This window comes from Mesonia phycicola, from assembly GCF_900141885.1.
In the GTDB taxonomy this organism is placed as follows: Bacteria; Bacteroidota; Bacteroidia; order Flavobacteriales; family Flavobacteriaceae; genus Mesonia; species Mesonia phycicola.
Genome location: NZ_FQYY01000004.1, coordinates 318,773 through 344,788 on the forward strand (window position 1 = coordinate 318,773; position 26,016 = coordinate 344,788).

Annotated in this window: 26 protein-coding genes and 1 other RNA gene; 4 read left to right on the forward strand and 23 right to left on the reverse strand. The window is 31.3% G+C overall.

From position 1 onward, the window contains the following. Positions 1–102: 102 nt before the first annotated feature. The 19 genes from BUC03_RS07665 to BUC03_RS07755 all read right to left on the reverse strand — a co-directional run bounded on the left by BUC03_RS07665 (position 103) and on the right by BUC03_RS07755 (position 16,362). A complete protein-coding gene (locus BUC03_RS07665; RefSeq protein WP_073149933.1) occupies positions 103–504 on the reverse strand; it encodes an OsmC family protein in 402 nt (133 codons plus the stop codon). Between the two features lies 1 nt (position 505). After that, a complete protein-coding gene (locus BUC03_RS07670) occupies positions 506–2,434 on the reverse strand; it encodes a PBP1 and LysM peptidoglycan-binding domain-containing protein (RefSeq protein ID WP_073149935.1) in 1,929 nt (642 codons plus the stop codon). 10 nt (positions 2,435–2,444) lie between these two features. Further along, positions 2,445–3,974 carry a glutamine-hydrolyzing GMP synthase gene (guaA, locus tag BUC03_RS07675; protein WP_073149937.1) on the reverse strand — a complete coding sequence of 510 codons (1,530 nt, stop codon included), beginning with the start codon at positions 3,972–3,974 and terminating at the stop codon, positions 2,445–2,447. 94 nt (positions 3,975–4,068) lie between these two features. Next, positions 4,069–5,457: a pyridoxal phosphate-dependent decarboxylase family protein gene (locus tag BUC03_RS07680; protein ID WP_073149939.1), complete on the reverse strand. Its 1,389-nt coding sequence runs from the start codon at positions 5,455–5,457 to the stop codon at positions 4,069–4,071. 29 nt (positions 5,458–5,486) lie between these two features. Beyond that, a complete protein-coding gene (bshC, locus tag BUC03_RS07685; protein WP_073149941.1) occupies positions 5,487–7,082 on the reverse strand; it encodes a bacillithiol biosynthesis cysteine-adding enzyme BshC in 1,596 nt (531 codons plus the stop codon). Positions 7,083–7,222: 140 nt separating this feature from the next. Then, positions 7,223–8,527, reverse strand: coding sequence for a 30S ribosomal protein S12 methylthiotransferase RimO (gene rimO / locus BUC03_RS07690; RefSeq protein ID WP_073149943.1), 1,305 nt, complete (start codon positions 8,525–8,527; stop codon positions 7,223–7,225). A gap of 178 nt (positions 8,528–8,705) precedes the next feature. Beyond that, positions 8,706–9,008, reverse strand: coding sequence for a hypothetical protein (locus BUC03_RS07695; protein WP_073149945.1), 303 nt, complete (start codon positions 9,006–9,008; stop codon positions 8,706–8,708). Next, the gene (gene ftsY / locus BUC03_RS07700; RefSeq protein ID WP_073149947.1) at positions 9,008–9,967 is read right to left on the reverse strand and encodes a signal recognition particle-docking protein FtsY; all 960 of its coding nucleotides are present in this window, start codon (positions 9,965–9,967) and stop codon (positions 9,008–9,010) included. Before ftsY ends, BUC03_RS07695 begins: the two co-directional genes overlap by 1 nt. A gap of 196 nt (positions 9,968–10,163) precedes the next feature. Beyond that, a complete protein-coding gene (locus tag BUC03_RS07705) occupies positions 10,164–10,316 on the reverse strand; it encodes a DUF4295 domain-containing protein (RefSeq protein ID WP_073149949.1) in 153 nt (50 codons plus the stop codon). 6 nt (positions 10,317–10,322) lie between these two features. Continuing rightward, positions 10,323–10,505, reverse strand: coding sequence for a 50S ribosomal protein L33 (gene rpmG, locus BUC03_RS07710; protein WP_027884677.1), 183 nt, complete (start codon positions 10,503–10,505; stop codon positions 10,323–10,325). 26 nt (positions 10,506–10,531) lie between these two features. Further along, positions 10,532–10,771 carry a 50S ribosomal protein L28 gene (rpmB, locus tag BUC03_RS07715; protein ID WP_027884678.1) on the reverse strand — a complete coding sequence of 80 codons (240 nt, stop codon included), beginning with the start codon at positions 10,769–10,771 and terminating at the stop codon, positions 10,532–10,534. Between the two features lie 91 nt (positions 10,772–10,862). Further along, positions 10,863–12,107 carry a competence/damage-inducible protein A gene (locus tag BUC03_RS07720; RefSeq protein WP_073149952.1) on the reverse strand — a complete coding sequence of 415 codons (1,245 nt, stop codon included), beginning with the start codon at positions 12,105–12,107 and terminating at the stop codon, positions 10,863–10,865. Beyond that, positions 12,107–12,445: an Hpt domain-containing protein gene (locus BUC03_RS07725; RefSeq protein ID WP_073149955.1), complete on the reverse strand. Its 339-nt coding sequence runs from the start codon at positions 12,443–12,445 to the stop codon at positions 12,107–12,109. Before BUC03_RS07725 ends, BUC03_RS07720 begins: the two co-directional genes overlap by 1 nt. After that, positions 12,445–13,059 (reverse strand): fumarylacetoacetate hydrolase family protein, encoded by a 615-nt coding sequence (locus tag BUC03_RS07730; protein WP_073149958.1) that lies wholly within the window; start codon positions 13,057–13,059, stop codon positions 12,445–12,447. The genes BUC03_RS07725 and BUC03_RS07730 overlap by 1 nt, the downstream gene beginning before the upstream one ends. 1 nt (position 13,060) lies before the next feature. Beyond that, on the reverse strand, positions 13,061–13,837 hold the full coding sequence (locus BUC03_RS07735; RefSeq protein ID WP_073150092.1) for a 3'-5' exonuclease: 777 nt from the start codon (positions 13,835–13,837) through the stop codon (positions 13,061–13,063). Between the two features lie 133 nt (positions 13,838–13,970). Then, complete coding sequence (gene rny / locus BUC03_RS07740) at positions 13,971–15,542, reverse strand: ribonuclease Y (RefSeq protein WP_073150094.1); 1,572 nt, start codon at positions 15,540–15,542, stop codon at positions 13,971–13,973. 56 nt (positions 15,543–15,598) lie between these two features. After that, a non-coding RNA gene (gene ssrS, locus BUC03_RS07745) (6S RNA) lies at positions 15,599–15,707 on the reverse strand. 58 nt (positions 15,708–15,765) lie between these two features. After that, positions 15,766–16,062 (reverse strand): cell division protein ZapA, encoded by a 297-nt coding sequence (locus BUC03_RS07750; protein WP_073149961.1) that lies wholly within the window; start codon positions 16,060–16,062, stop codon positions 15,766–15,768. A gap of 9 nt (positions 16,063–16,071) precedes the next feature. Further along, entirely contained in the window at positions 16,072–16,362 is a 291-nt protein-coding gene (locus tag BUC03_RS07755) for a hypothetical protein (protein ID WP_073149963.1), read from the reverse strand. A 156-nt stretch (positions 16,363–16,518) separates the two neighbouring features. Between BUC03_RS07755 and BUC03_RS07765 the strand changes: the two genes are divergently transcribed. Next, a complete protein-coding gene (locus tag BUC03_RS07765) occupies positions 16,519–18,222 on the forward strand; it encodes a M23 family metallopeptidase (RefSeq protein WP_073149969.1) in 1,704 nt (567 codons plus the stop codon). Positions 18,223–18,234: 12 nt separating this feature from the next. Beyond that, positions 18,235–20,700 (forward strand): TonB-dependent receptor, encoded by a 2,466-nt coding sequence (locus tag BUC03_RS07770; RefSeq protein WP_073149972.1) that lies wholly within the window; start codon positions 18,235–18,237, stop codon positions 20,698–20,700. A gap of 61 nt (positions 20,701–20,761) precedes the next feature. Here the strand turns inward: BUC03_RS07770 and BUC03_RS07775 are convergent, their stop codons facing one another. Both BUC03_RS07775 and BUC03_RS07780 read right to left on the reverse strand, forming a co-directional pair. Next, on the reverse strand, positions 20,762–20,995 hold the full coding sequence (locus BUC03_RS07775) for a hypothetical protein (RefSeq protein WP_073149975.1): 234 nt from the start codon (positions 20,993–20,995) through the stop codon (positions 20,762–20,764). 10 nt (positions 20,996–21,005) lie between these two features. Continuing rightward, positions 21,006–22,151, reverse strand: a complete 1,146-nt coding sequence (locus BUC03_RS07780) for a cysteine desulfurase family protein (protein ID WP_073149978.1) — start codon at positions 22,149–22,151, stop codon at positions 21,006–21,008. A gap of 107 nt (positions 22,152–22,258) precedes the next feature. Here BUC03_RS07780 and BUC03_RS07785 point away from each other — a divergent pair, with 107 nt between their 5' ends. Then, the gene (locus tag BUC03_RS07785) at positions 22,259–23,257 is read left to right on the forward strand and encodes a hypothetical protein (RefSeq protein ID WP_073149981.1); all 999 of its coding nucleotides are present in this window, start codon (positions 22,259–22,261) and stop codon (positions 23,255–23,257) included. Here BUC03_RS07785 and BUC03_RS07790 read toward each other — a convergent pair. Both BUC03_RS07790 and BUC03_RS07795 read right to left on the reverse strand, forming a co-directional pair. Next, a complete protein-coding gene (locus BUC03_RS07790; protein ID WP_073149984.1) occupies positions 23,254–23,799 on the reverse strand; it encodes a Smr/MutS family protein in 546 nt (181 codons plus the stop codon). The genes BUC03_RS07785 and BUC03_RS07790 overlap by 4 nt on opposite strands. After that, positions 23,792–23,986 (reverse strand): hypothetical protein, encoded by a 195-nt coding sequence (locus BUC03_RS07795; RefSeq protein ID WP_073149987.1) that lies wholly within the window; start codon positions 23,984–23,986, stop codon positions 23,792–23,794. Before BUC03_RS07795 ends, BUC03_RS07790 begins: the two co-directional genes overlap by 8 nt. A 103-nt stretch (positions 23,987–24,089) precedes the next feature. Here BUC03_RS07795 and BUC03_RS07800 point away from each other — a divergent pair, with 103 nt between their 5' ends. Then, complete coding sequence (locus BUC03_RS07800; RefSeq protein WP_073149990.1) at positions 24,090–26,015, forward strand: T9SS type A sorting domain-containing protein; 1,926 nt, start codon at positions 24,090–24,092, stop codon at positions 26,013–26,015. Position 26,016: the final 1 nt, after the last annotated feature.

A 26,016-nucleotide genomic window follows, 5' to 3' on the forward strand; every position in this document is an offset into this window, starting at 1 on the left:
AAGTGACCTACTTTAACTCAAAATGAAATTAAGATTACTAATAAGTATCTTATATAGACAATTTATAGGTAAAACATCACCCCAATATTAAGTAAAGAGAAATTATTTGTAGTTAAAACTAATCTTCTTTTCTATATCTGGATGTAAACTATAATGTACAGGACAAGTATTAGCGGTATGCTCTAAAATCTTTTTCTGTTTATCTGAATAATTAAAAGGAAAATAAAGGTTTACTTCTATTTTAGAAATTCTTCTTGGCTCACTTGCCATAGTTTTAGTAACCTCTGCATATGCTCCATCAATACTAAAATCAGCATTTTTTGCTTTTATTCCCATTACAGTTAACATGCAACTTGCCAATCCAGTAGCAATAGTATCTGTTGGAGAAAAAGCTTCTCCCTTACCATTATTATCTATTGGTGCATCTGTAATAAAAGTATTTCCGCTCTTTAAATGCGTGCACTCTGTTCTTAAATTACTTTGGTAAACAATTTTTGCTGTCATATTAATTTACTACTTTAAGTTTTAAACCTTCTTCATACTTAATAAGGTAAGCAGCGTCATTATAATAACCACCTATCATTTTTTTATGATAACTAAATTTATTTTCTACGTGCTCAGACACTCCTTCTAGCTCTAAACCCTTATAAAAATCGTCATCTACTGCTAATCTTAATATAAGATCGTAGGTTAAATCAAAACCTCTAGTTGCAAATTTACTTGGCAAAATACCATAGTCTTGTATGTAAGATTTCACGAAAGAATTTTCTTCAAAAGTTTCACATTCTTTTGATACCGAAGCATAAGTAAAGTTTAAATTACTTAAGTAAGCGTTAGAAATTTCATCTTCGTAAGGCTCACTTTTATCAGAAGTAAAAACTCTAATTTTATATCTTGTAGATAAAGCATTAAGGTAAGATGTTGCATTACTTATTAGCTCTAAATCATCAGATTCTAAAATAAACCAATTTTCTTTTTCTTTAGATAGTACAGCAATCAAATCTGAATTTTGCATGTACTCAGCTTTTTTTTGCGTTACTACTTTAGCTTCAGGAAAAGTGTAAGATAATTTACTTTTTAAATACTCATGTTTATCATCTGCTAAAATAATAAGGTTTTTACCTTCTTTTAAACTATCTATATAGGTTATTAATGTTTTTTCCATCATTAACTGAGATGGTCTAGTTTGAAAAAGGTTTTCTTCCCCGTTTAATTCTGCATCTATTAAAGGAGAGAATACAGGAATTTGGTATTTATTAAAAAACTTAGAAGCCTTTTCTACATTATTAGTTAAAAGGGGACCAATTACAGCTTGATAGTTAGAAAAATCATTATTTCTTAAAATTTCATCTAATTTGGATCCACTTTTCTCTGTATCAAATATTTTAGCATTAATAGGAATACCTAATTTTTGAACAGAATCTATTGCAGAAACTACACCACTATAAAAATCTAAAGAAACTCTAGTTACTCTATCGTTTTTTAAAATTTCTTCTTTATCTGCCCCATTACTTTTAAATTTATCTAAAGAAAAAGGGAGCATAATTGCTAAATTCTTTTTACTTCTATTAGTAATATAGTTTTCTAATGTGATAATTTTTGTATTAGAAATTACTAAAGAATCACCAACCATATTGTTAGGCTTTGGTATTTTAATAGTCATCCCAGCCTCTAGACCTTCTTCTTCTAATATAGGATTATTTGCTATTAAAGCTTCTTTAGTAGTATTAAAACGTTTTGTTAGTCTGTAATAATTTTCTTTAGGTTGTACTGTGTAGCTAATAAAATTATCACTATTACCAACACCTTGTTGTGCAGCTAAAGAATCTTTATTTTGCGGGTTAATTACATTTAATACCTGCCCAGGTTGTAAATCATTTACACCTGGGTTTAAGGTATTTAATTGTTCTAGCGTCATACCATATTTTCTTGCAATAGCAAGCTTACCTTCTTTAGGTAATACAATATGTTTTAAGTTTTCAAATGTTGAATTTTGAACTGAATTATTAATATTTATAGTATCTTTTTCACTAAAAACAGGAATTTTAATTACATCTCCTTTTCCTAGCTCATTGTTATAAAGATAGTTATTATACTTTTTAAGATCGTCTACAGAAATATCATTTTTCTTAGCGATGCTATAAAGTGTTTCCCTTCTTTTAACTTTATACTCTTTAAAGTTTAATACTGAAGGAGTTTCTAGGTTTCTAACGTCTGTAGATTTACCAACAGGGATCACTAAAACCGTCCCTACTAAATTTCCTTTTTTAGCATCAGGATTAAATTTATAAATACTTTTTTCTGAAACATCATATTTCTTTGCTAATGAGGAAACAGTTTCTCCCTGTTTTACCTTGTGAGTTTCAAAATTTTGTGCAAAAGTTTGAAAACTAAAAAATACAATTAACAAAAAAAATAAACAGTTCTTTTTCATTCAAATTTGATTATTCCCACTCAATAGTAGCAGGTGGTTTTGAGCTAATATCGTATACTACTCTATTAACGCCTTTTACTTTATTTATTATAGAATTAGAGGTTTTCTGTAAAAAGTCATAAGGTAAATTCACCCAATCTGCAGTCATCCCATCTGTAGATTCTACAGCTCTAAGTGCTACCACTTTTTCATAAGTACGCTCGTCTCCCATTACTCCTACAGAGCTTACAGGTAGTAAAATAGCTCCAGCTTGCCAAACTTTGTCATATAAATTCCAGTCTTTTAGACCTTGAATAAAAATATAATCTACTTCTTGTAAAACTTTTACTTTTTCTGCTGTAATATCTCCTAAAATACGAATTGCCAAACCAGGACCAGGGAAAGGGTGTCTTCCTAATAATTCAGGATCTATTCCCATCTCTGCACCTACTCTTCTTACTTCGTCTTTAAACAACATACGTAACGGCTCTACCACTTTTAGTTTCATAAAATCTGGTAAACCACCAACGTTATGGTGTGATTTTATGGTTGCTGAAGGTCCGTTAACAGAAATTGATTCTATCACATCTGGGTAAATAGTACCTTGTGCTAAAAACTTTACATCTGTTAAAAGGTGTGCTTCATCATCAAAAACTTCTATAAATGAGCGACCAATTGTTTTTCTTTTTTCTTCAGGATCACTAATTCCTTTAAGGGCATCTAAGAAACGTGCCGAAGCATCTACTCCTTTTACATTTAAGCCCATGTCTTTGTATTGATCTAAAACGCTTTCAAATTCATTTTTACGTAATAAACCATTATTTACAAATATACAGTATAGATTATCACCAATTGCCTTATTTAACAAAACTGCAGCAACTGTACTATCTACACCTCCGCTTAAACCAAGAACAACTTTTTCATTACCAATTTGTTTCTTTAAATCTTCTACAGTTAAATCTACAAATGCTTCTGGTGTCCATTCTTGCTCTACTCCTGCTATTTTAACTAAAAAGTTTTCTAATAACTGCTTTCCGTCTGTAGAGTGGTATACTTCTGGATGAAATTGTATTGCGTAAGTTTGCTCACCGTCAATTCTATAAGCTGCATTTAATACGTCGTGTGTACTAGCAAGTCTAACTCCATTTTCTGGTAACTCTTTAATAGTATCACTATGAGACATCCAAACTTGAGAATTTTCTGTAATTGCATCAAACAATTCTTCTTCATCTTTAATGATAGATAAGTTAGCTCTACCATATTCTCTTGTTGCAGAAGGTTCTACTTTACCGCCGTGAAAATGGGCCAAGTATTGTGCGCCATAGCAAACTGCCAACATAGGCACTTTACCTCTAATATTAGATAAATCTGGATGCGGAGCATCTTCTGCACGAACAGAAAATGGGCTTCCTGATAATATCACGGCTTTAAACTCTTCTAAATTTTCCGGTAATTTGTTAAACGGATGGATTTCACAGTAGATATTTAACTCTCTAACTCGTCTTGCGATAAGTTGTGTATACTGTGAACCGAAATCTAATATAAGTACGTTATTTTGCATAGGCAAAAGTAAGAATTTGGGGTAAATTTCAAATTGATTAATTAATTATTTTTCCCTCAAAGTTGATAATTAGTTTAATTTAATGGTCTATAGTTTATTTCATAGAAGCTAATATATTATCTATATCTTCTTCTGTAGTATCTGGGTTTATAAAACAAAATCTAGAAATAGTTTCTGATTCTCCGTATTTTGTCCATTTAGTTGGTGTTACTAAGGCTAAACCTGATTTATGGTTTGCGTAGGTCCAATCTCTATAATCGTCTGGTGACCAACCTTTTCTTCTAAACAACACACAAGAAAGACTAGGTTCTCTTACTAACTCTAGATGATCTATAGCTTCAATTTTCTTTGCTGCACTTTGCGCAAGAAACAAACCTCTCTCTATAGCTTCTGTATATTTTTCTGTACCGTGCATAGCTAAAGAAAACCATAATGGTAATCCTCTTAAGCGCCTTGTTAATTGTATTTGGTAGTCTGCTGGATTAAAACCTTGCGCACCTTCATCTTTAAAAATATCTAAATAAGAACCTTTTTGAGAGTGTGCATTTTTAGCTAATTCTAAATCTTTATAAATTACTGCTCCACAATCATAAGGAGAAAACATCCACTTATGCGGATCTATAGTAATACTATCTGCTTTTTCTATTCCTTTAAATAAATGTCTTACAGATGGTGCTGCTAAAGCTCCACCGCCATAAGCTGCATCTACGTGAAACCAAAGTTCTTCTTTTTTGCAAATTTCTGCTACAGTATCTAGCTCATCTATAATTCCGGCATTGGTAGTACCACCAGTAGCTACTACTGCAAAAAGTCTTTTTCTGTCTATTTCGCTTAAATCATCTATAGCTTTTTGAAGCCATTTACCGGTTAGCCTATCTTCCTCATCATCATCTATTAAAATAATGTCTGCATCTATTACTTTTGCCATAGATTTTACAGAAGAGTGAGCTCCACTAGAAGTAATTAAAAGCGCTTTAAATGCTTTATTCTCCTCATTTTTATCTCTCCAAGCTTCTCTTGCTGCTGTCATTGCAGATAAGTTAGCACTAGTACCTCCACTGGTAAAAACCCCAAACGCACCATCTGGTAAACCTGTTAAAGAGACTAGCCATTTCATTGCTTGATTTTCACAAAAAATACCGCCTCCACCTGTCATCCAATAAGCACCGTGTATACTTGCTGCAGAGGTTACCAGATCAAATAAAATTGCAGCTCTTGTTGGTGCCGCTGGCACAAAAGCCAAGTGTCTTGGGTGATCTACTGGTACTGTAGCTTTAGCAAGAACATCTTTAAATAAGTGAAAAGCATTTTCTCCACCAATCCCTTCTTTAGTAACCGTCTCTCCTACAATTTTTAGAAGATCTTCTTCTTTTTTAGGCGCTCCAAGTTCTGGTTCTGTATTAGATATTCTATTGATGGCATATTTCATAATATCTAAGGTCATTTCAACCGTATTGATATCTATGGAATGCATACTTTTCATGAGGATTGTTTTTTATAGCTTTAGAGCTATTATGATAAATAAATAATTGAAAAATTTAACTCTAGGGGTTTTAATTGTTCTTTTAATTGCTGAATTAAGGAAGAACCATAAATTTGATAAAACTCACTAAAATTTCTATTTCTTTCTTGTAAACTTTGCTTAGGAAAAAGCTCATCTTGCAACTGAGTTACTCTACACAGTTCATCTTTTAACTTTCTTTTTTGAGCTTTTAATAATCTTTTTTCTAAATGATGAAGACCTTTAATCTGTTTCTTTTCTTGTGCCTCTACAGCTCCTATAAAAGAAGAGTCTGTTTTTTCTGCAAGTACATATAACTCTTTAAACTGAGTAGCTAATTGTTCTTTTTGAGGACTAAAATCTATTTTAATTTCAGAGATTTGATTGGTCTTTACTGTTTTTAAAGTAGATTGATCTAAAAATAGTTCTGATATCTCAGTTTTTAAGTTTTGAAGCTTTTTATTTTGTTTTTCTGAAACTAATAATACTGAGTTTCTTAACAAAAGTACCGGAAATGTAATTGCTGAAGCTTCAAAATAATTTTTAAATTCTAACCAATAAGCTAACTCACCGCCACCACCAACATAGCATAAATTAGGTAAGATTACCTCTTGGTAAAGGGGACGCATAATTACGTTAGGAGAAAAACGCTCTGGATAGTTTTTTAATTCTTCTAAAATTTCAGATTCAGAGAATTTAATTTCTGTGTTGTTTACAAAAAAATAATTATCCTCTTTTATAATACGCTCTCTAATACCTTCAGTTAAATAAAAAAGATTGATTTCTCTAGCATTTACTTGAGCTTTATAACCTAGACTTTTAAGCTTTTGTGCTGTTTTTTCTACTTCAACAGAAGATAATTGGTTTAACAATTCTTCTTTTACATACGGAGCAAACATTTTTTTTAGGTTATTATCATTACCGTCTACAATAACTAAACCGTATTTACCAAATAACTCGTTAGCCAAATATCTTGTTGCTTCTGTAAGATTGGTATGTTTTAAATAGGCGTTTTTAAACAAAGCTAAAATTTCTTCTGCTGCTTTAGATTTGTTTAATTGATCTTTAAATTTAGTCAACACCTCTTCTAAACCCTTGGTGGCAAACTCTCCAACAGCTCCAGTTTGCTCACTATCCCATTGTATTTTATTTTCTTTAAAATTAAAATAATTAATTTCTTCAAAATCATGATCTTCTGTTGCCATCCAATAAATAGGAACAAAATTATGCGTAGAGTACTCTTCTTTTAATTGTTCAACTAAATTAATAACAGAGATAATTTTATATAAAAAATATAATGGTCCTGTAAAGAGGTTTAACTGGTGACCTGTGGTAATGGTAAATGTATTGCTTTGTTGAAGTAAATCTAAATTTACAGTAGTCTCTTCAGAAATATTAAGAGATGAATATTGTTTTATTAATGCAGAAGATAAGGCAATTCTACTTTCTTGAGGGAAAGATAAATTTTTCTCTTCTATTTGTTTTTTGAAATTTTCTAAGGTAGGAAAATGGTGATAAAACTCTCTAAGTATTTCTTTTTCATCTAAATAATCTAACATTAAATCTGAAAAATAATGTGTGTCTCGATAAGAAATACAGTCGTCCATAAATTTAAGTTTCTCAAAAACTTCAAATATACGTTAAGTGCTTATTTTATCAATTATTTTTTAGTTAAAGACTTTAAAAAAAAGGTAATTATTAAAAAAAACAATTACCTTTTTGAGTATTACAAATAACAATTAAAAAATTATTTTACAGGCTCACCATACAAATCAAAATCTGCGGCTTCTGTTATTTTTATTTGTGCAAACTCACCTGTTTTTAGATAGGTTTTTGTAGCATCAATTAACACTTCATTATCTACATCTGGAGAGTCATGCTCTGTTCTACCAACAAAGTAATTACCTTCTTTACGATCTATCACACATTTAAATGTTTGCCCTATTTTTTGCTGATTAAGTTCCCAAGAAATTTGAGATTGAATTTCCATAATCTCATTAGCTCTTTCTTGTTTTACTTCTTCTGGTACATCATCTTCTAAATTATAAGCGTGTGTGTTTTCTTCATGAGAATAAGTAAAGCAACCTAAACGCTCAAAACGCATTTCTTTAACCCATTCTTTAAGCTCTTGAAAGTGCTCTTCTGTTTCTCCTGGGTAACCAACAATTAATGTTGTTCTAATAGTCATTTGAGGTACAATCTCTCTAAATTTATAGATAAGATCTGTAGTTTTTTTATGAGTGGTACCACGTCTCATAGATTTTAATAAATCATCTGAAATGTGTTGAAGTGGTATATCTAAATAATTACAAATTTTTGGTTCATTATTCATTACCTCTAAAACATCCATCGGGAAACCTGTTGGAAAAGCATAATGAAGACGAATCCACTCTATACCTTCTACTTTTACAAGTTCTTTTAGAAGCTCTGCTAAAGCACGTTTTTTATATAAATCTAATCCGTAATAAGTTAAGTCTTGAGCAATTAATATTAATTCTTTTACTCCATCTTTAGCAAGATTCTGAGCCTCTTTTACTAAATTTTCTATTGGAGTAGATTTATGCCCGCCACGCATTAACGGAATAGCACAAAATGAACAAGGACGATCACAACCTTCTGCTATTTTTAAAAATGCATAATTTTTTGGAGTGGTAGTGATTCTCTCCCCTATTAATTCATGCTTATAATCTGCGCCTAATGCTTTTAACAAAGATGGTAGTTCTGTAGTTCCAAAATACTGATCTACATCAGGAATTTCTTGTTGTAAATCTGGTTTGTAACGCTCAGACAAACACCCTGTAACAAAAACTTTATCTACTAAGCCTTCTTCTTTTTTCTGTACAAAGTCTAAGATAGTATTTACAGATTGCTCTTTAGCATTATCTATAAATCCACAAGTATTAATCACCACCACATTACCTTCTTCTTCGTGAACAACTTCTTTATTATTTGCTTTTAGCTGTCCCATCAATACTTCAGAGTCGTAAATATTTTTACTACAACCTAAAGTAACTACATTAATCTTGTTTTTCTTTAATGACTTTGTTCTCATATTCTTATTAAAATGTGCGCAAAGATAAAAATGCTTAGACAATAAGCATCTATGAATCTAAATATTATGAATGAATATATATTATTCTGAAAAAATTAAATAATATAATTATGAATTATAAAAGGTTAACTACTTTAATTAAAGAAAGTATAAGTTTTACCCAGGTAATTAGAATTTTTTATTCTAGAATTATATAATTGAAAATTTTTAATTCGTAATATCTAATTAGTGATATTACAATTACACCAACAATCACGTATAACCAATTATATGTATGTTTTTTAACAACCAAACCTCCCCAAAGTGAGAGTAATAAAAAAGGAGCACTTATAATTAAAGAAGCTTTTACAGGATAATTATTAAACACTGCTGTAATTTTCATAACTACATAAAAAACACTGTAAAAGAAAATTAATTTACAAGCAGTTACTTTAAATCTATCTTTAGAAAAGGGCTTAGGTCTATTTTCTAATTCTGACATTAAACCTTCTTTTTAAAGAAAGAATCTACAAATTCTAATTTATTAAAAACTTGTAAATCTTCCATACCTTCTCCCACTCCTATATATTTAACAGGAATTTGAAACTGATCACTAATACCTATTACTACTCCGCCTTTTGCAGTACCATCTAATTTAGTAACTGCCAAAGATGTTACTTCTGTAGCAGCAGTAAATTGTTTTGCTTGCTCAAATGCATTTTGCCCTGTAGAACCATCTAACACTAGTAAAACTTCATCTGGCACATTATCAACTACTTTTTTCATAACGCGTTTTACCTTAGTAAGCTCATTCATTAAGTTGACCTTATTGTGAAGTCTACCAGCAGTATCTATAATAACAATATCTGCATCTTGTTTTACTGCACTTTGTATAGTATCAAAAGCAACAGATGCAGGATCACTCCCCATACTTTGCTTTACAATAGGCACATCTACTCTATCTGCCCATATTTGTAGTTGATCTATTGCTGCAGCTCTAAAAGTATCTGCTGCACCTAACACAACTTTTTTACCTTTTTGCTTAAATTGATGAGCCAGTTTACCAATAGTAGTTGTTTTACCAACACCATTTACTCCCACTACCATGATTACATATGGTTTTTTATCAGGTACTACAAACTCTGCAGCTTCACCAGATCCCGTTTCACTAAGTAAACCAGCAATTTCTTCTCTTAAAATTTGATCGAGCTCTGACGTACCTAAGTATTTATCTCTAGCTACACGCGCTTCTATACGATCTATAATTTTAACGGTAGTTTTAACCCCTACATCACTTGCTACTAATATTTCTTCTAATTCATCTAAAACATCATCATCTACTTTAGATTTACCAGCAACAGCTTTGCTTAGTTTACCAAAAAAATTTTCTTTAGACTTTTCTAAACCTTTGTCTAAAGTTTCTTTTTTTTCTTTTGAAAAAATCTTTTTAAAAAAACTCATAGTTTCACTTTGGTTTGCGTTTTTAGCTATTAATCAAAACTTTTATTATCTCTAATAATTAGAAATAACAAAATATTCTGCTAACATCACAACCACATATTATGTGTAACGCCCAGATTAATTTGTTGCAAATATACAAAAAACAAAAAGCCGCTTTGAAAAAATTTCAAAGCGGCCTATATATTTTCAGTTCGATTTATTTTTCTTTGAAAAAATCGCTTACTTGATCAGGTGCCATAATTTGCTCTACAAATGTATAAGCTCCAGATTTAGGAGATTTAACCATCTTAATAGCTTTTGTAAGCCTTTTAGATCCTGTTTGTAACGATGCTACCGATTTCTTTGCCATAACTAATTACTTTATTTCTTTATGAACCGTCATTTTATTAAGAATAGGGTTAAATTTCTTTAACTCCATTCTATCCGGTGTGTTCTTTTTATTTTTAGTTGTAATATATCTAGACGTACCTGGTTTACCAGAAGTTTTGTGCTCTGTACATTCTAAAATTACCTGAACTCTATTTCCTTTTTTTGCCATTTTTCTTCGTATTAAAGGTTAAAAGATTACTTATTTAAGAAACCTTTTTCTCTCGCTTCTTTGATTACAGCAGAGATTCCTCGTTTGTTAATATTTTTTAAAGCAGAAGTAGACACTTTTAAAGTAATCCATTTATCTTCTTCAGGAATGTAGAAACGTTTTTTAACCAAATTAGCGTTAAATTTACGCTTGGTTTTATTCATCGCGTGAGAAACATTGTTCCCAACCATTGCTTTTTTCCCCGTAAGTTCACAAACTCTTGACATTTTTTCTAATCTTTTCTCGTTATTTCAAAACAGGCTGCAAATTAACGATAATTTTACCTTATATACAAGTGAATGTATAAAAAATATTTAATTATTTATTTAATTCATCTAAAATAAGACCTAAAGCCTTATAAACTGCTTTTTCTATTACTTTTTCTCGTTGTGCTCCAAGGTGATTTTCATACACCTCTACTCCATTTTTAGAAGCTATCGCTATAAAAACTGTCCCTATTTCTGCATCACTATCTCCTTTAGTTGGGCCAGCATTTCCTGTAGTAGCAATTGCGTAATCTGTTTGAAATAGTTTTCTAGCTTTTACAGCCATTTCTTCTGTAATTTCTTTACTAACTACAGAATATTTATCTATCACCTCTTGAGATATCCCTAATACATAGTTTTTTGTAGCTGTTTCATACGTTACCAAACCGCCTTTAAAAAATTTAGAAGAACCAGGTATAGCTGTTAGTTTTGAGGCAATTCTACCTCCTGTGCAACTCTCTGCTGTGGTAACTGTTTTGCCAAGACTTATAAACTTTTGAGCTATTTGATCTTCTAAGCTACCATTACCCTCATACCCTTTAATAATATCACCTATTAAGCCGTCTAGCGCACTTAATTGCTTATCTAACTCATCTAGCAATACCTTTTCATTATCACCTCTTGCAGAAAGCCTTAACCTCACTCTACCTAAACCAGGCAAATAAGCTAATTTGATAAATTTTGGTAAGTTATTTTCCCAATCTTCAATTTTTTCAGCAATTGCACTTTCTCCCATCCCATAAGTTAAAACTGTTTTATGGATAATAAAAGGGCGTTTAAAATGATTTTGAAGTTTAGGGATTACTGAGTTAATCATTAACTCTTTCATCTCAAACGGAACTCCAGGTAACGATATATAAACTACTTCATTTTCTTCTACCCACATTCCTGGTGCCGTACCGTGAAAATTAAAGAGCGCTTCTGCTTTAGATGGAATGTAAGCCTGCCCTCTATTCATATCTGAAATAGGATCTTTCACATACTTCTTAAAAAGCTCTTCTACATGTTCTAGCACACTTTGATTAAGTATTAGCTGATCGTTAAAATACTTACAGAAAGTTTTTTTTGTAATATCATCTTTTGTAGGACCTAAACCACCTGTTACTATTACCAAATTAGCTCTTTGAGAAGCTTCTTTTAAACTAGAAAGTATTTGATTTTCTTCATCTTGAATAGAGGTAATTTGCTGTACATCTATTCCTATTTTATTAAGTTCTTGACCAATAAACGCAGAGTTTGTATCTACAATTTGACCAATTAATATTTCATCTCCAATCGTTATTATTTCAGCTTTCATTATAAATTATAATCTTGCTTTAATTCACTACATACTAAATTTACTTTACTAGAAATGGTTTTAGCGTGCGGTAAGACTTCTTCTAACTGAAGACTAGACTTAAACCATTGTTCTAAAACTTTAATATGCTGCCCTAAATCTAACCCAAACATTTGAAGGTTAGGTTTCATTTTATGAGCTACTTGGTAAGCTAAAGAAGCGTTACCATTATCTATAGCATTATTCATCTCAATAATATCGTTTGGTAATTCTTCTGTAAATGTTTTAAGCATTTCTATAAAAAAATCCTCATCACCATCTGCCAACAATCGAAGTTCTTCTAAATTATAAGGTTTCATTATTTAATGTTTATATCAAATATTTTGCTACTCTCAATAGCTCCTACCAGCCTATCATTAGGCTCTACTTTACCGACTCCAGACGGCGTACCGGTAAAGATAACATCTCCTATTTTTAAAGTAAAAAACTGAGATACGTAGGCTATTATTTCATCTATCTTCCAAAGCATATATTCTGTGTTACCCTGTTGCACTAACTCATCATTTTTCTTTAATGTAAAATTGATGTTGTTTAAGTTAGAGAATTCTTTTTTATTTATCCAGGTTTCTCCTATAACCGCAGAGCCATCAAAACATTTTGATTTTTCCCAAGGTAGGCCTTTCTTTTTTAATGTAGATTGAAGATCTCTAGCTGTAAAATCTATACCTAAACCAATTTCATCATAATATTTATGAGCAAATTTCTCTTGAATGTATTTACCTACTTTTTTAATTTTTACTAATAATTCTACTTCATAATGAACATTATTAGAGAAATCTGGAATAAAAAAGGGTTGTTTTTTTAACAAAATAGAAGTGTCTGGCTTTAAAAAAATAACAGGCTCTTCAGGTTTTTCACTTCCTAATTCTGCTATATGCTCAGCATAATTTCTTCCTATACAGATAATCTTCATACTAATTAAGCTTTTCTGTTAACTTTCTTAATTTTATAGAGGTTAATACTTTTTTTGTATACAGAGGAAAATCTGCATTCTGAATCCAGTTGTAATAACCTGGCTCGTCTTCTAAAACTTTTTCTACTAGTTTACCTCTATGTTTACCAAAAGAGAACACTTCTTCTCCAGATTTATTGTATGCTATAAATCCAGCAAAATCTGCGTGTTTTTTATGTGAGCTAAATTCTGCTAACCATTTAGTATCATTTTCTAAATCGTCATACCTATCTAATTGTGACTCTAACACCTCAAAAGTAGCTAATGTATCTGCCTCTGCACTGTGTGCATTTTCAAGATCTTTATTACAGTAAAATTTATAAGCTGCTTCTAGTGTTCTTTTTTCTTTTTTATGAAAGATAGTTTGTACATCTACCGCTACAGAATTTTTAATATCAAAATCTACATCTGCTCTTAAAAACTCTTCTGCCAACAAAGGTATATCAAACCTATTGCTATTGTAACCTCCTAAATCACAACCTTTAATCATGGTGTAGATTTTTTTACTCAACTCTTTAAAAGTAGGCTCATTTGCAACATCTTCGTTAGAAATACCGTGAATTTTAGTTGTTTCTGCAGGAATATTCATTTCTGGGTTTACACGCCAAGTAAAACTCTCTTTATTTCCGTTAGGAAATATTTTAAGTATTGCAATTTCTACAATTCTATCTTTTGCAATATTTGTTCCTGTAGTTTCTAAATCAAAAAAACAAATTGGCTTGGTAAGGTTAAGCTTCATAATAATTATTTTAATACAAATATAACTTTGAGAGTTGTCTAAAAAAAATATATTTTCAATCTCAATTTTGATAAAAATAAAAAAAGCCACGGCATTAACCGTGACTTTTAAAATAAATACATTGTAATTTTATTTATTTCGCAATATTAACTGCTCTAGTCTCTCTAATTACAGTTACTTTAACCTGACCAGGATATGTCATATCTGTTTGAATTTTTTGCGAAATCTCAAATGATAAATTACTTGCTTTATCATCATTTACTTTTTCACTCTCTACAATTACACGTAATTCTCTACCTGCTTGTATTGCGTAAGCTTTTTTCACTCCACCAAAACCAAATGCTATTTCTTCTAAATCTTTTAAACGTTGGATATAAGAATCTAATACTTGGCGTCTTGCTCCTGGTCTTGCTCCACTAATAGCATCACACACTTGAACTATAGGAGATAATAAAGATGTCATTTCTACCTCATCGTGGTGAGCTCCAATTGCGTTACATACATCTGGCTTTTCTCCGTATTTTTCTGCCCATTGCATCCCTAAAATTGCGTGAGGTACTTCTGTTTCTGTATCTGGCACTTTACCTATATCATGCAACAGTCCTGCTCTTTTAGCTAATTTTGGGTTAAGCCCTAACTCTGCCGCCATTACACCACAAAGCTTTGCAACCTCTCTAGAGTGTTGTAATAAATTTTGACCGTAAGAAGAACGATATTTCATTCTACCTACTGTTTTTATTAATTCTGGATGTAAACCGTGAATACCTAAATCTATCACTGTACGCTTACCTATATCTATAATCTCTTCATCTATTTGCTTGCGGGTTTTCTTCACCACCTCTTCAATTCTTGCTGGGTGAATTCTACCATCTGTTACTAATTTATGTAAAGATAATCTAGCTACTTCTCTTCTTACAGAATCAAAACAAGAAAGAATAATTGCCTCTGGAGTATCATCTACAATAATCTCTACACCTGTTGCAGCTTCTATTGCTCTAATATTTCTTCCTTCACGACCAATAATTCTACCTTTTACATCGTCACTTTCTAGATTAAAAACAGACACACAATTTTCTACTGCTTCTTCTGTACCTATTCTTTGAATAGTGCTTATAATAATTTTCTTTGCTTCTTGCTGTGCGGTAAGTTTTGCCTCTTCAATTGTATCTTGAATAAGAGCCATTGCATCTGTTTTAGCAGATTCTTTTAAAGATTCTACCAACTGCTCTTTAGCTTCTTCTGCGCTTAAACCACTTATTACTTCAAGTTGTTTTACCTTACTATCTAAAAGCTTATCTATCTCTTCTTGCTTTTTCTCAAGGTATTCATTTCTGTAATTGTAGTCTTTTAATTTTTCTTCAAACTCTTTATTTAATTTTTTGTTTTTAGATAACTCGCTAGAGATTTGAGACTCTTTATCTCTTGTTCTCTTTTCTGCATCTGCAATTTTTTTATCTCTTGCTAAAATCACTTTTTCATGTTCTGCTTTTAGCTCAATAAACTTTTCTTTTGCTTGAAGTATCTTGTCTTTCTTTTTATTTTCTCCTTCTGCTGTTGCCTCTTTAATTATTGATTTTGCTTCTTTTTCAGCTTCATTAATAATTGAACCAGCTTTCTTTTTATCTAAAGATTTAGATATAAAGAAGCCTGCAATTAAACCAATAATTATTGCTACTACTGCTATCATTAAAGTTGTTATGTCCATAGTTTTTGTTAATGTATATATATAAAAAAAGCCTGTATTAGCATTGGTAATTGTATAAACTCCGTAAAAAACAGGTTTAGGGCTAACAAGCTGATCAAGGATCCGTTCAAAGACGGCTTGCTTTTACAACTTAGACTCACCCTTTTTAATAGTAAAATGTTGAGTTTATCAAATAGATAATGACTAATACAGGCAGTAAACCTTATTTATTTTAAAGAACGTATTATTTTGCCAAGAATTCTTGCAAAAGATTATTTAAAGCATTTAACTTTTCTTCTGCCTCACTTACTTGGTTATTATTATTTATAGATTTCTGTTCACTTTTTGATGCAAACTGCAAGGCACACATAGCCAACACATCTTGCTTATCACGAACAGCATAACTCTGCTCAAATTGCTTAATTGCTCTTTCTATCTCTTTCGCCGCTTTACGTAATCCCTCTTCTTGCTGAGGAAATACAGTTAAAGGATAAACCCTATCTGCAATAGATATTTTTATTTTTAACTTTTCATTCTGCATAAAGAACGTTTATTCTGAGAGTTGAACAATACATTGGTCAATTTCTCTTATCAAGCTATTTATTTTGAGCTTTGTTTCTCTTTTATATTCATTACTGCCTAGCATTGCGTTAGCAGCTTTAAGTGTTTTGGTTTGATTTTCTAAAGAGTTTATTTTTAAAGTTAGTTCTTGATTATTACTTTGCATTAATTTCAAGCTATTTTCTAATTCTAGTTTTTGTTGCTCTAAAATTTTATAACTATGCAATAATTTACTAATCTTTTTCTCTAGTGAATCAACTGTTTCTACCAATTTACTCATCTGCACTTCACGTAATACTTAATAAACAAAGTTAACATACCTTTACCAATATGCCAACTGTTTTTCATCAATTTTTTACACATTGTAGAGTTTTCATATTTAAAAGAAGTTTTTATATTTAGCCTCCAGCCCCTTACATCTATAACATCACAATTTATGAAATCATTTTTTTTGATTATTTTCATTACGCTTATTACTCAAAGTGCTTTTTCTCAAAATAATTTACCTCAAAATTATTTTAAAAGCCCTCTTGAAATTCCGTTAATATTATCTGGTACGTTTGGAGAATTACGCTCTAATCACTTTCATAGCGGTATGGATATTAAAACTCATCAGCAAACAGGCTTATCTGTTTTGGCTACAGCAGATGGTTATGTAAGCAGAATAAAAATATCTGAATTTGGTTATGGCAAAGCATTATACATACAACACCCAAATGGCTATACTTCTGTTTATGCTCATTTAAAAGAATTTGCTCCTGAAATAGAAGCATATATTAAAAAACGCCAATATGCTAAAGAAAGTTATGAAATTGAAGTGTTCCCTAAAGCAGGAGAACTTTCTGTTACTCAAGGCAAACTAATTGCTTACAGCGGAAATAGTGGTGGTAGCGGCGGACCTCATTTGCATTTTGAAATAAGAGACAGCCAAGCAAGCCCGATGAATCCTATGCAATTTGGTATTCCTATAAAAGATACTCATTTCCCTATAGTGCGCGGAATTTACGCCTACCCTATTCAGCAAAACTCTCACGTTGACAAAAACAACGAACGAAAGAAATTAAGAGTAATACCTCTAGGCAACGGAGAGTTTAAAACCGAACCAATAGAAGCTTACGGTAAGATAGGTTTTGGTATTAATAGTGTTGATTTACTAGACTACGCCGCTAACAAGAATGGATTAAACACCATTGAAACATTTTTGAATGGCAAAAAACTATTACAAGTAGATTTTAACAAATTTTCTTTTTCTGAATCTAGATATATTAATGATTTTATTGATTATGAATTAAAACAAAACAATAATCAAACGGTTCAAAAACTATTTATAGAAAATAACAATCCGTTAAGTATTTTTAAATGGGAAGAAGATCAAGGCTATATTAACATAAAAGATAGTTTAGATTACAACTACACCATACAGGTAAAAGATTACGAAGGCAACACCTCTACCATAAGAATACCTATTACACCTCTTGAAATTTCTTCTGAAGAAATAAAAACTACACCAATTAAAACCACTAATTATTTTGCTAAAGCTAATGAAGCTACTGCTTTTGATGAAGATGGATTTGACGTTTATATACCTAGAGGCGCTCTTTACGCAGACCAATATCTAAATATTAGCACAGATGGGGAGAGTATAAAAGTGCACCAGCCAGATGTTGCTCTTCACAAAAACATTACCATTGGTTTTGATGTAAGTAGATATAATGACGAAGATAAAGAACAGCTTTTTATAGCTAGAGTAAGCAAATGGGGGCGCCCGTATTACTCTACTACTTACAAAAAAGCTAATAGATTTACCACAAGAACTAGAACCTTTGGCACCTATAAATTAACTGTAGATAATACCGCACCTCTAGTGCAACCTATAAATTTTAAAGACAAGAAATGGATGTCTAATTACCGTTATTTGAAATTTAAAATATCTGACGACTTATCTGGAATTAGCAGCTACAGAGCTACCATTAACGGTAAATTTATATTAATGGAATATGATTACAAAACAGACATGTTGGTTTATGATTTTAATGACGAAGTAATTACTAATGAAACCAACAATAATTTGAAGATTATTGTCGTTGATAATGTAGGAAATAGTACTACATTTGAGGGTACATTTTTCAGAAAAAATTAAAGCACTGTTCATTTGAGAGATTTTTCTTTTTTTATCCCACTGTTTCTATTACTATCTATAAGTTCTTTCTGTCAAGAAGCCAGCCTACAAGGACTAGTTTTAGATGAAAATGAAGTACCAATACCAGGAGCCAATATAAAATTTAATACAAGCGGTACCCAAACTAATAGTAACGGCTACTATTTTTTAAAAATTCCGGCCAACCAAAAAAACACACTTCAAATTACCTATGTGGGCTTTAAAAACATTGAAGTAATTATTCCAGAAATGGAAGAAGGACAACAAGAAGAATTGAATTTTGTTTTAAAAACAGATATTGAGCAAATAGGTACAGTAGTTATTAATGGTAACCGAAATACCCGAGTAGAGGGAGTTACAACGATATCACCAGAAACAATAAGAAAAATACCAGGAGCCAATGCCGGAGTAGAAAATCTTTTAAAAAGCTTACCAGGCGTATCTTCTAACAACGAACTAAGCTCTCAATATGGCGTAAGAGGTGGTAACTACGATGAAAACCTAGTATATGTAAATGAAATTGAAGTATATCGCCCTTTTTTAATAAGATCTGGACAACAAGAAGGTTTAAGTTTTGTAAACTCTGATATGGTTAGAAAAGTAGATTTTTCTGCCGGTGGTTTTCAAGCTAAATATGGAGATAAATTATCTTCTGTTTTAGATATTACCTATAGAAGACCTGTAGATTTTGGAGCTTCACTAGACGCAAGCTTTTTAGGCGGTAGCGCTTCTATTGAAGATGCTTCTAAAAATGGAAAGTTTTCTGGAATTGCAGGCATAAGATACCGTGACAATAGTCTTTTTGTAAATGCAAAAGAAACAGAAACTAATTACAAACCTCGATTTGCAGATATTCAAACCTATCTTACTTACCAATTTACAGATAAATTTGAATTAAGCTTTCTTGGTAATATTGCTGTTAATCAATATGAATATGAGCCTATTACTAGACAAACCAACTTTGGAACCTTATCTGACCCTCAGGCTTTAGTAATCTATTACGAAGGACAAGAAAAAGATCAATACGAAACCTATTTTGGAGCCTTTAAAAGTACCTACAAAGTATCTGAAAACTATACAGCTAAATTAATTGCATCTACCTACAACACACAAGAGCAAGAACATTTTGACATTCTAGCTCAATACAATTTAGGAGAAGTAAATACAGATATAGGCGGTGAAAACGTTGGAGAGGTTGAATTTACAGAAGGCGTAGGCTCTCAATTAAGCCACGCACGTAATGATTTGGATGCGTTAATTATAAATATTCAACATTTAGGAACCATAAAAGAAGGAGATCATCAAATAAATTATGGTGTAAAATATACCCACGAAGATATAAGAGACCGCATAAGAGAATACGAAATTATAGACTCTGCCGGCTTTTCTATTAGACCTTCTTCTATTGAGTTAAAAAACGACCAACCTTACAACTCTTATGATGCTCCTATTACACCATACACAAGCATTAGAGCTACAAATAGCACTCAAATAGACAGATTTCAAGCATTTGCACAATGGAGCTACAAAACAGTTATTGGCAAAGCAGAGACTTGGTTTAACGCAGGTGTAAGAACTCATACTTGGAATATAAGTGGAGACAATATAGAAAGTAATACCCAACAAGTTTTTAGTCCAAGAGCTCAATTTGCCATTCAGCCAGACTGGAAAAAAAATATGATCTTTAGAGTTTCTGGTGGTCTATATTACCAACCACCAATGTATAAAGAATTAAGAGACTATACAGGTGCAGTGATACCAGAAGTAAAAGCTCAAAAATCTACACACATTGTAATTGGTAACGATTATAGTTTTAAAATTAAAGGAAGACCATTTAGTTTAGTTTCTGAAGCATATTATAAAAATCTTACAGATGTAAACACTTATACTATTGAAAATGTAAGAATAAGATATAGCGCTAATAACAATGCTGTAGCTTACGCATACGGATTAGACTTACGTTTAAATGGAGAGTTTGTACCCGGTACAGAAAGCTGGGTAAGCTTTAGCTACTTAAAAACAGAAGAAAATATAGATAATAGAGGTTATATAGCAAGGCCTACAGACCAGCGTTTAAAGTTTGCTGTTCTATTTCAAGATTATATCCCTGCCATTCCAGCTTTAAAATTTTATTTAAATATGGTTTACAACACCGGCCTACCTGGAGGCTCACCTAGTTATGTAGACCCTTATGACTACCAAACAAGACTTAGAGATTATAGACGTGCAGATACAGGTTTTTCTTATGTTTTTAAAGATAGAAATAGCAACTACCCAGAAGGGCATTGGCTAGAACGTTTTAAAGAACTAAGTGTAGGTTTCGAAATTTTTAATCTTTTTGATAATCAAAACTCTATTACAAATACTTTTGTTAGAGATGTATACTCAAAAACATTTTACTCAGTACCTAATTATTTATCACCTAGAGTCTTTAACTTAAAAATCGGAATGAAGTTTTAAAACCTCATCCCGATTTTTATTTTTATTTATCTTGATTTACTCCTGTGTAGTAAATCAAATATTAACTCTTAAGCACCTCTTCTTTTGGTTTCTTCCAACATAAGAAACAAACCCCAGCCCAAAGCAAATTAACTACAATCATTGCTAAAACAATAGTGATACGATCGTCATCTAAAGAATAATTTTGCACTTCTAACATAAAATATCCTAATAAAACTAGTAACAAGATTACCCCTACAAAGTATGCTATTTTCCCTTTTTTAGTTAAATGTTTTAATAGTAATCTTTCTATCATTTTTTTCTTATTAAGCTTCAATAAAATCTTTTAACACCTCTACTACATAATCTAACTCTTCCTTGGTATTGTATTTAGAAAATGAAAATCTGATAGATGGTTTTTTTAAATCTTCTTCAGAAAGTATATTACTCAAGACGTGAGAACCTTTATCACTTCCACTCTGGCAAGCACTACCTTTAGAGCAAGCAATTCCTTTTAAATCTAATTGAAAAAGCAACATCATAGATTTGTCTTGAGATATAGGCAAACAAACATTCACCAATGTATAAGTGCTGGCATCTACATTAGAGCAACCACCATTAAATTTTACTCCAGGAATTTCTTTTTGTAATTTGTCTATAAAATAACTTTTTAGCCCCGCAGTATACTTTTTATCTTCTTCTAAATTATCATAAGCTAATTTTAAAGCCTCTTCTAAACCTACAATATTATGCACAGACTCCGTTCCTGCTCTCACTCCACGCTCTTGTGAACCTCCAAAAATTAAAGATTTAAGTCCGCTATTACTTTTTATATACGCAAAACCAACCCCTTTAGGGCCGTGAAATTTATGTGCACTTACAGCAGCAAAATCTATTGGCAATTCATTAAGATCTAATGAATAATGACCTATAGACTGTACAGTATCACTATGAAATAATGCTTGATGAGTTTTGCATAAACTACCTACTTTTTCAATATCAAGAATGTTTCCTACCTCATTGTTAACATGCATTAAACTAACCATTGTTTTTTCTGAAGAATTTTCCAGTAAATTCTCTAAGTGACTATAATCTACGCTTCCGCAATCATCTAAATTCACATATTCAACAGTAATACCAAAACAATCTTTTAATTGGTCTACACAATGTAAAACCGCGTGATGCTCTATTTTAGAAGTAATAATTCTCTTTACACCTAAATCTCTTACAGCGCTATTCAAAATAAGATTATCTGCTTCTGTACCGCCAGAGGTAAATACAATTTCTTTTGCGGTAACGTTTAAATATTTAGCTACCGTTTTTCTAGCATTTTCTATTAGAGACTTTGCTGTTCTACCAAAAGTATGTGTAGAAGATGGGTTACCATATACTAACATAGCTTCTGCCATTTTAGATACAACTTCTTCTCTCATTTGTGTAGTGGCTGCACTATCTAAATAAACGTTTTTCATAAGTGGTTTTTTAACTAATGCCGGCAAAAATAAAACTTTTAAAAATTATTTACGGGTTTGAGCGTTAGAAATACGTAATTCATTTATTTTTGTTTAAAAATATAGTAATGATAAAAAAAGTAATTCTTCTTTTAGTAACATTTGTTTGCTTAACTGCTTGTGATGATGGTGATATTATTGTTACCACTTTTGATTATGATAGTGACACAGATTTAAGCTATTGTACAAATGCACTTGACACCACCTACTTAGTAGAAGAAGTTCAACTTTACAATATTAATGACGATACTAATGAAAGTATTGTATTTAATTTCTCTAGAGATGGTTTTACAGGTACTTTTGATAGAATTATAGAAAATGGTTCTATAGTAAAAGATTCTACTATTACTATTGATCTTAGCACCACTAACAAAATTACCTATAGAATTTTTGATGGAGAAATTCCGTCAGATTACTATTGCCAAAGCATACCACCTAGCTCTCCACAAGTTACGCAAGAATACAGCACCTTAGATGGCGGTACCGTAACATTAAATATAAGTGTTACTTATCAAGATGATGATGACGGGATACCAACAGAGGCAAATGCATCTGATGATTATAGCGGACCTTACGAATATTTAGAAAATGATAATGATGGAGACGGATTACCAGACCCATTAGATGAAGATGATGATAATGACAATGTTTCTACTGCAACAGAAATTTCAGAGAATATAGAAGGTTACACAGATCCTTCTACAGGTTTACCAGATACCGATGAAGATGGCATTTTAAATTACCTAGATAACGACGATGATAATGATGGTGTATTAACTAGAAATGAAGATTTAAATGCTTTTGATAATGAAAATGTGGTTTTAAACCCAACAGATGACTTTAATGCAGAAGGAATCCCGTATTACCTAGATGAAAATAGCTCGACAGAAATAACTGTAGATCAATACAAAAGTAACACCATTGATAGAACCTTTAAAACTACAGTAGTCGCTAATAATATTACATTAGAAAATAGTAGTACAGGAGAGCAAATTACTTTATCAAGCTTAATTTTAGGTAGTTTTGAAATAAGTACTACACTTACAGTACAAGTTATAGCTAATTAATTGTTTTGATAAATATAAACCTCTGTTGCACCTAAACCGTATTCTTTATAGTCTGCATCATAAAATTTTAAATTATCATACCTACTAAAAAGGGTTTTAAGCTCTGCTTTTAGCACTCCTTGCCCTACACCGTGAATAAAAACTATTTTTTGTATTCTTTTATGAACAGCAAATTCTAGTTGTCTTTTTGCTGTATCTAACTGGATATTAATAATTTCAAAATTTGAAAGATTTTTGGTGTTAGAAGTTATTTGATGAATATGTAGATCTACCTCCATTGGCGGAATTACTTTACTTCTCTTCTTAGAAATTTTAGGTCTATTATTTTTTGAATGTTCTTCTTTAATTACCTTATTAATATCTACCTGATCTACAATTATCTCATCATAATTTATTTTAACCAACTCATTTTCAGAAAATTCTAGATGAAATCCATCTTCTGTTTCTACAATTACATAGTTGTTATTAAAACCTATAACTCTACCTTCAATCTGTTCATCTAGTACTTCTACCCTATCTTCTACACTAAAAACACTACTCATTCTCTTCTTCTTCTTTTTTATTATCATCTACCCAAACTCTAGTAGCTCTAAATAAACCGAACATTAAAAATATAATTCCAACAACTTTTATATAAACGCTAGTAGTGTCATACATCATAGAGTAAATTAGTAAAACTCCACCTATCACTATCAAACAAGTAGCTAACAACTGTTTATTTGTGCTCATAAAAATCTAATATTTAAAAAATAAATGTTATAAAAACCTTATATTCAGGTTTTCTTTGTGTATATTGATACAAAAGTATTATTTTTGACGAAAATTTGCGCACATGAAAAATTTATACGTTTATTTATTTTTTTTGGTAGGTACAGCTAGCTTTGCACAGCTAACAGTAAAACCAACTTCTTTAACTACTGATAACTATCTATATGTTAAAGGTGATATACTTTACGTTGCTCAAGATATTAATTTAACGGAAAATAATGATACAGACGTTGCTAATATTTATTTGAGAGAAGAAGCTCAAATAATTCAGAGTAATACTACAACGTCTATAAATAAAGGTACAGGAAATATTTCTTTATTTCAAGAAGGTACTACAGATGCATATGCATATAACTATTGGTCTTCTCCAGTAACTGTACCAGGAGCTACAGATGGTAACCTTACTTTCTCTATCACATCTTTAAACGTACCTACGACAACATCATCAAGTAATCCTGTTAATATAGTAAGTGGTTATAACAGTACTACAACTGGAAGCGGGGTTTTAAATTTAGCGCACTATTGGATTTATAAATTTGTAAGTCCAGATGGCGTACAATCTTCTAATTGGGTGCAAGTAAAAAGCCAACAAACGCTTAATGCCGGAGAAGGTTTTACTATGAAAGGAGTTAACGGTACAGATAACACTGTGGTTGATGGTGTAGCAAATAACGCTGGTAGTAGCCAACGTTACGACTTTAGAGGCCGCCCTAACGACGGGCTAATTACTATTCCTATTATTGGATACCAAGAGTCTTATTTATTAGGTAACCCTTACCCTTCAGCGTTAGACTTAAACTACTTTTTATTACAAAATTCTGCCGAATTAGATGAAACTACTGGTGATGTAATACCTAGTAATGTAGATGTTTCTTGTACATCATCTACTGTAGCAAGAAGAAATGCAACAACAGGTATAGCTTATTTTTGGTCTAGTGACCCTTCTGTTCAATCTCACAATACTGCAGATTATGTTGGTGGTTATGCAAGTTATTCACCTAACGGTAGTTGTTCTTCAACGGGTATATATACTCCACCTACTTATTATAATTATTTAGTAAATGGTGACCCAGTAGATGGTTCTGGTAACACACAACCTGCAGGTGACGATCAATACAGAAGATATTTACCAATAGCCCAAGGTTTCTTTGTAAAAGCTCCTGAATCTGGTGTTTTACAAGATGTACAATTTACTAATGCTCACCGTGACTTTGTAAAAGAAGGTACTGCTAACGAGTCTGTATTTGGAAGAAATAGTAACAACTCTTCAGACAAGCCTAAATTTGATATCACAGAAGAGCAAGTAATTCCTAAAATTAGATTTAACATTGCTTTTGATGATGATTATACTAGACAAATTGCATTAGCTTTTGATGATAATGCAACCCCTAATGTAGACACTGCTAGAGATGCAATGAATTTATATACTATTTCTTCTGATGGTGGTTTTCTTTTAGAAAATAACAATTACACAATTGATGTAAGACCTTTTGAAGAAAATGACAGAATACCATTATATTTAAACTTATCTAAACAAAGAGATATTGCTATTAATGTTTACGATATTGAAAACTTTGATACTAACAATATTTATCTTTATGACAAAGACACAGAAACTTACCACCCTATAAAGCAGAATACTTTTTACATAAACTTACCTGCTGGTAACTATTCTGAAAGATTTCAAATAACTTTTAAAGATGAAGATGAATCTTTATCTGTAGCAGAAGAAATTGCTGAGAGTTTTACCGTTTACCAAAATAATAATATTTCTCAATTAGAAATTTACAACCCTATGGGTGCAGATTTAAAATCTGTTTCTATTTTTGATATTACTGGTAAACAAGTAGTTAACCAACTAAACATTGGTACAGAAAATAAATATACTTTCTCTACAGCCAACTTATCTACTGCAGTTTACGTTGTTAGAATTCAAACTTCTAATAATATTACCTCTACTAAAAAGATTAGCGTTTTAAATAGAGGCTAAT

What these genes read in the sequence shown, in the direction of transcription:
- BUC03_RS07665 (WP_073149933.1), bottom strand. Translation starts at nt 504, where the DNA reads ATGACAGCAAAAATTGTTTACCAAAGTAATTTAAGAACAGAGTGCACG.
- BUC03_RS07670 (WP_073149935.1), bottom strand. Translation starts at nt 2,434, where the DNA reads ATGAAAAAGAACTGTTTATTTTTTTTGTTAATTGTATTTTTTAGTTTT.
- guaA (WP_073149937.1), bottom strand. Translation starts at nt 3,974, where the DNA reads ATGCAAAATAACGTACTTATATTAGATTTCGGTTCACAGTATACACAA.
- BUC03_RS07680 (WP_073149939.1), bottom strand. Translation starts at nt 5,457, where the DNA reads ATGAAAAGTATGCATTCCATAGATATCAATACGGTTGAAATGACCTTA.
- bshC (WP_073149941.1), bottom strand. Translation starts at nt 7,082, where the DNA reads ATGGACGACTGTATTTCTTATCGAGACACACATTATTTTTCAGATTTA.
- rimO (WP_073149943.1), bottom strand. Translation starts at nt 8,527, where the DNA reads ATGAGAACAAAGTCATTAAAGAAAAACAAGATTAATGTAGTTACTTTA.
- BUC03_RS07695 (WP_073149945.1), bottom strand. Translation starts at nt 9,008, where the DNA reads ATGTCAGAATTAGAAAATAGACCTAAGCCCTTTTCTAAAGATAGATTT.
- ftsY (WP_073149947.1), bottom strand. Translation starts at nt 9,967, where the DNA reads ATGAGTTTTTTTAAAAAGATTTTTTCAAAAGAAAAAAAAGAAACTTTA.
- BUC03_RS07705 (WP_073149949.1), bottom strand. Translation starts at nt 10,316, where the DNA reads ATGGCAAAGAAATCGGTAGCATCGTTACAAACAGGATCTAAAAGGCTT.
- rpmG (WP_027884677.1), bottom strand. Translation starts at nt 10,505, where the DNA reads ATGGCAAAAAAAGGAAATAGAGTTCAGGTAATTTTAGAATGTACAGAG.
- rpmB (WP_027884678.1), bottom strand. Translation starts at nt 10,771, where the DNA reads ATGTCAAGAGTTTGTGAACTTACGGGGAAAAAAGCAATGGTTGGGAAC.
- BUC03_RS07720 (WP_073149952.1), bottom strand. Translation starts at nt 12,107, where the DNA reads ATGAAAGCTGAAATAATAACGATTGGAGATGAAATATTAATTGGTCAA.
- BUC03_RS07725 (WP_073149955.1), bottom strand. Translation starts at nt 12,445, where the DNA reads ATGAAACCTTATAATTTAGAAGAACTTCGATTGTTGGCAGATGGTGAT.
- BUC03_RS07730 (WP_073149958.1), bottom strand. Translation starts at nt 13,059, where the DNA reads ATGAAGATTATCTGTATAGGAAGAAATTATGCTGAGCATATAGCAGAA.
- BUC03_RS07735 (WP_073150092.1), bottom strand. Translation starts at nt 13,837, where the DNA reads ATGAAGCTTAACCTTACCAAGCCAATTTGTTTTTTTGATTTAGAAACT.
- rny (WP_073150094.1), bottom strand. Translation starts at nt 15,542, where the DNA reads ATGGACATAACAACTTTAATGATAGCAGTAGTAGCAATAATTATTGGT.
- BUC03_RS07750 (WP_073149961.1), bottom strand. Translation starts at nt 16,062, where the DNA reads ATGCAGAATGAAAAGTTAAAAATAAAAATATCTATTGCAGATAGGGTT.
- BUC03_RS07755 (WP_073149963.1), bottom strand. Translation starts at nt 16,362, where the DNA reads ATGAGTAAATTGGTAGAAACAGTTGATTCACTAGAGAAAAAGATTAGT.
- BUC03_RS07765 (WP_073149969.1), top strand. Translation starts at nt 16,519, where the DNA reads ATGAAATCATTTTTTTTGATTATTTTCATTACGCTTATTACTCAAAGT.
- BUC03_RS07775 (WP_073149975.1), bottom strand. Translation starts at nt 20,995, where the DNA reads ATGATAGAAAGATTACTATTAAAACATTTAACTAAAAAAGGGAAAATA.
- BUC03_RS07780 (WP_073149978.1), bottom strand. Translation starts at nt 22,151, where the DNA reads ATGAAAAACGTTTATTTAGATAGTGCAGCCACTACACAAATGAGAGAA.
- BUC03_RS07785 (WP_073149981.1), top strand. Translation starts at nt 22,259, where the DNA reads ATGATAAAAAAAGTAATTCTTCTTTTAGTAACATTTGTTTGCTTAACT.
- BUC03_RS07790 (WP_073149984.1), bottom strand. Translation starts at nt 23,799, where the DNA reads ATGAGTAGTGTTTTTAGTGTAGAAGATAGGGTAGAAGTACTAGATGAA.
- BUC03_RS07795 (WP_073149987.1), bottom strand. Translation starts at nt 23,986, where the DNA reads ATGAGCACAAATAAACAGTTGTTAGCTACTTGTTTGATAGTGATAGGT.
- BUC03_RS07800 (WP_073149990.1), top strand. Translation starts at nt 24,090, where the DNA reads ATGAAAAATTTATACGTTTATTTATTTTTTTTGGTAGGTACAGCTAGC.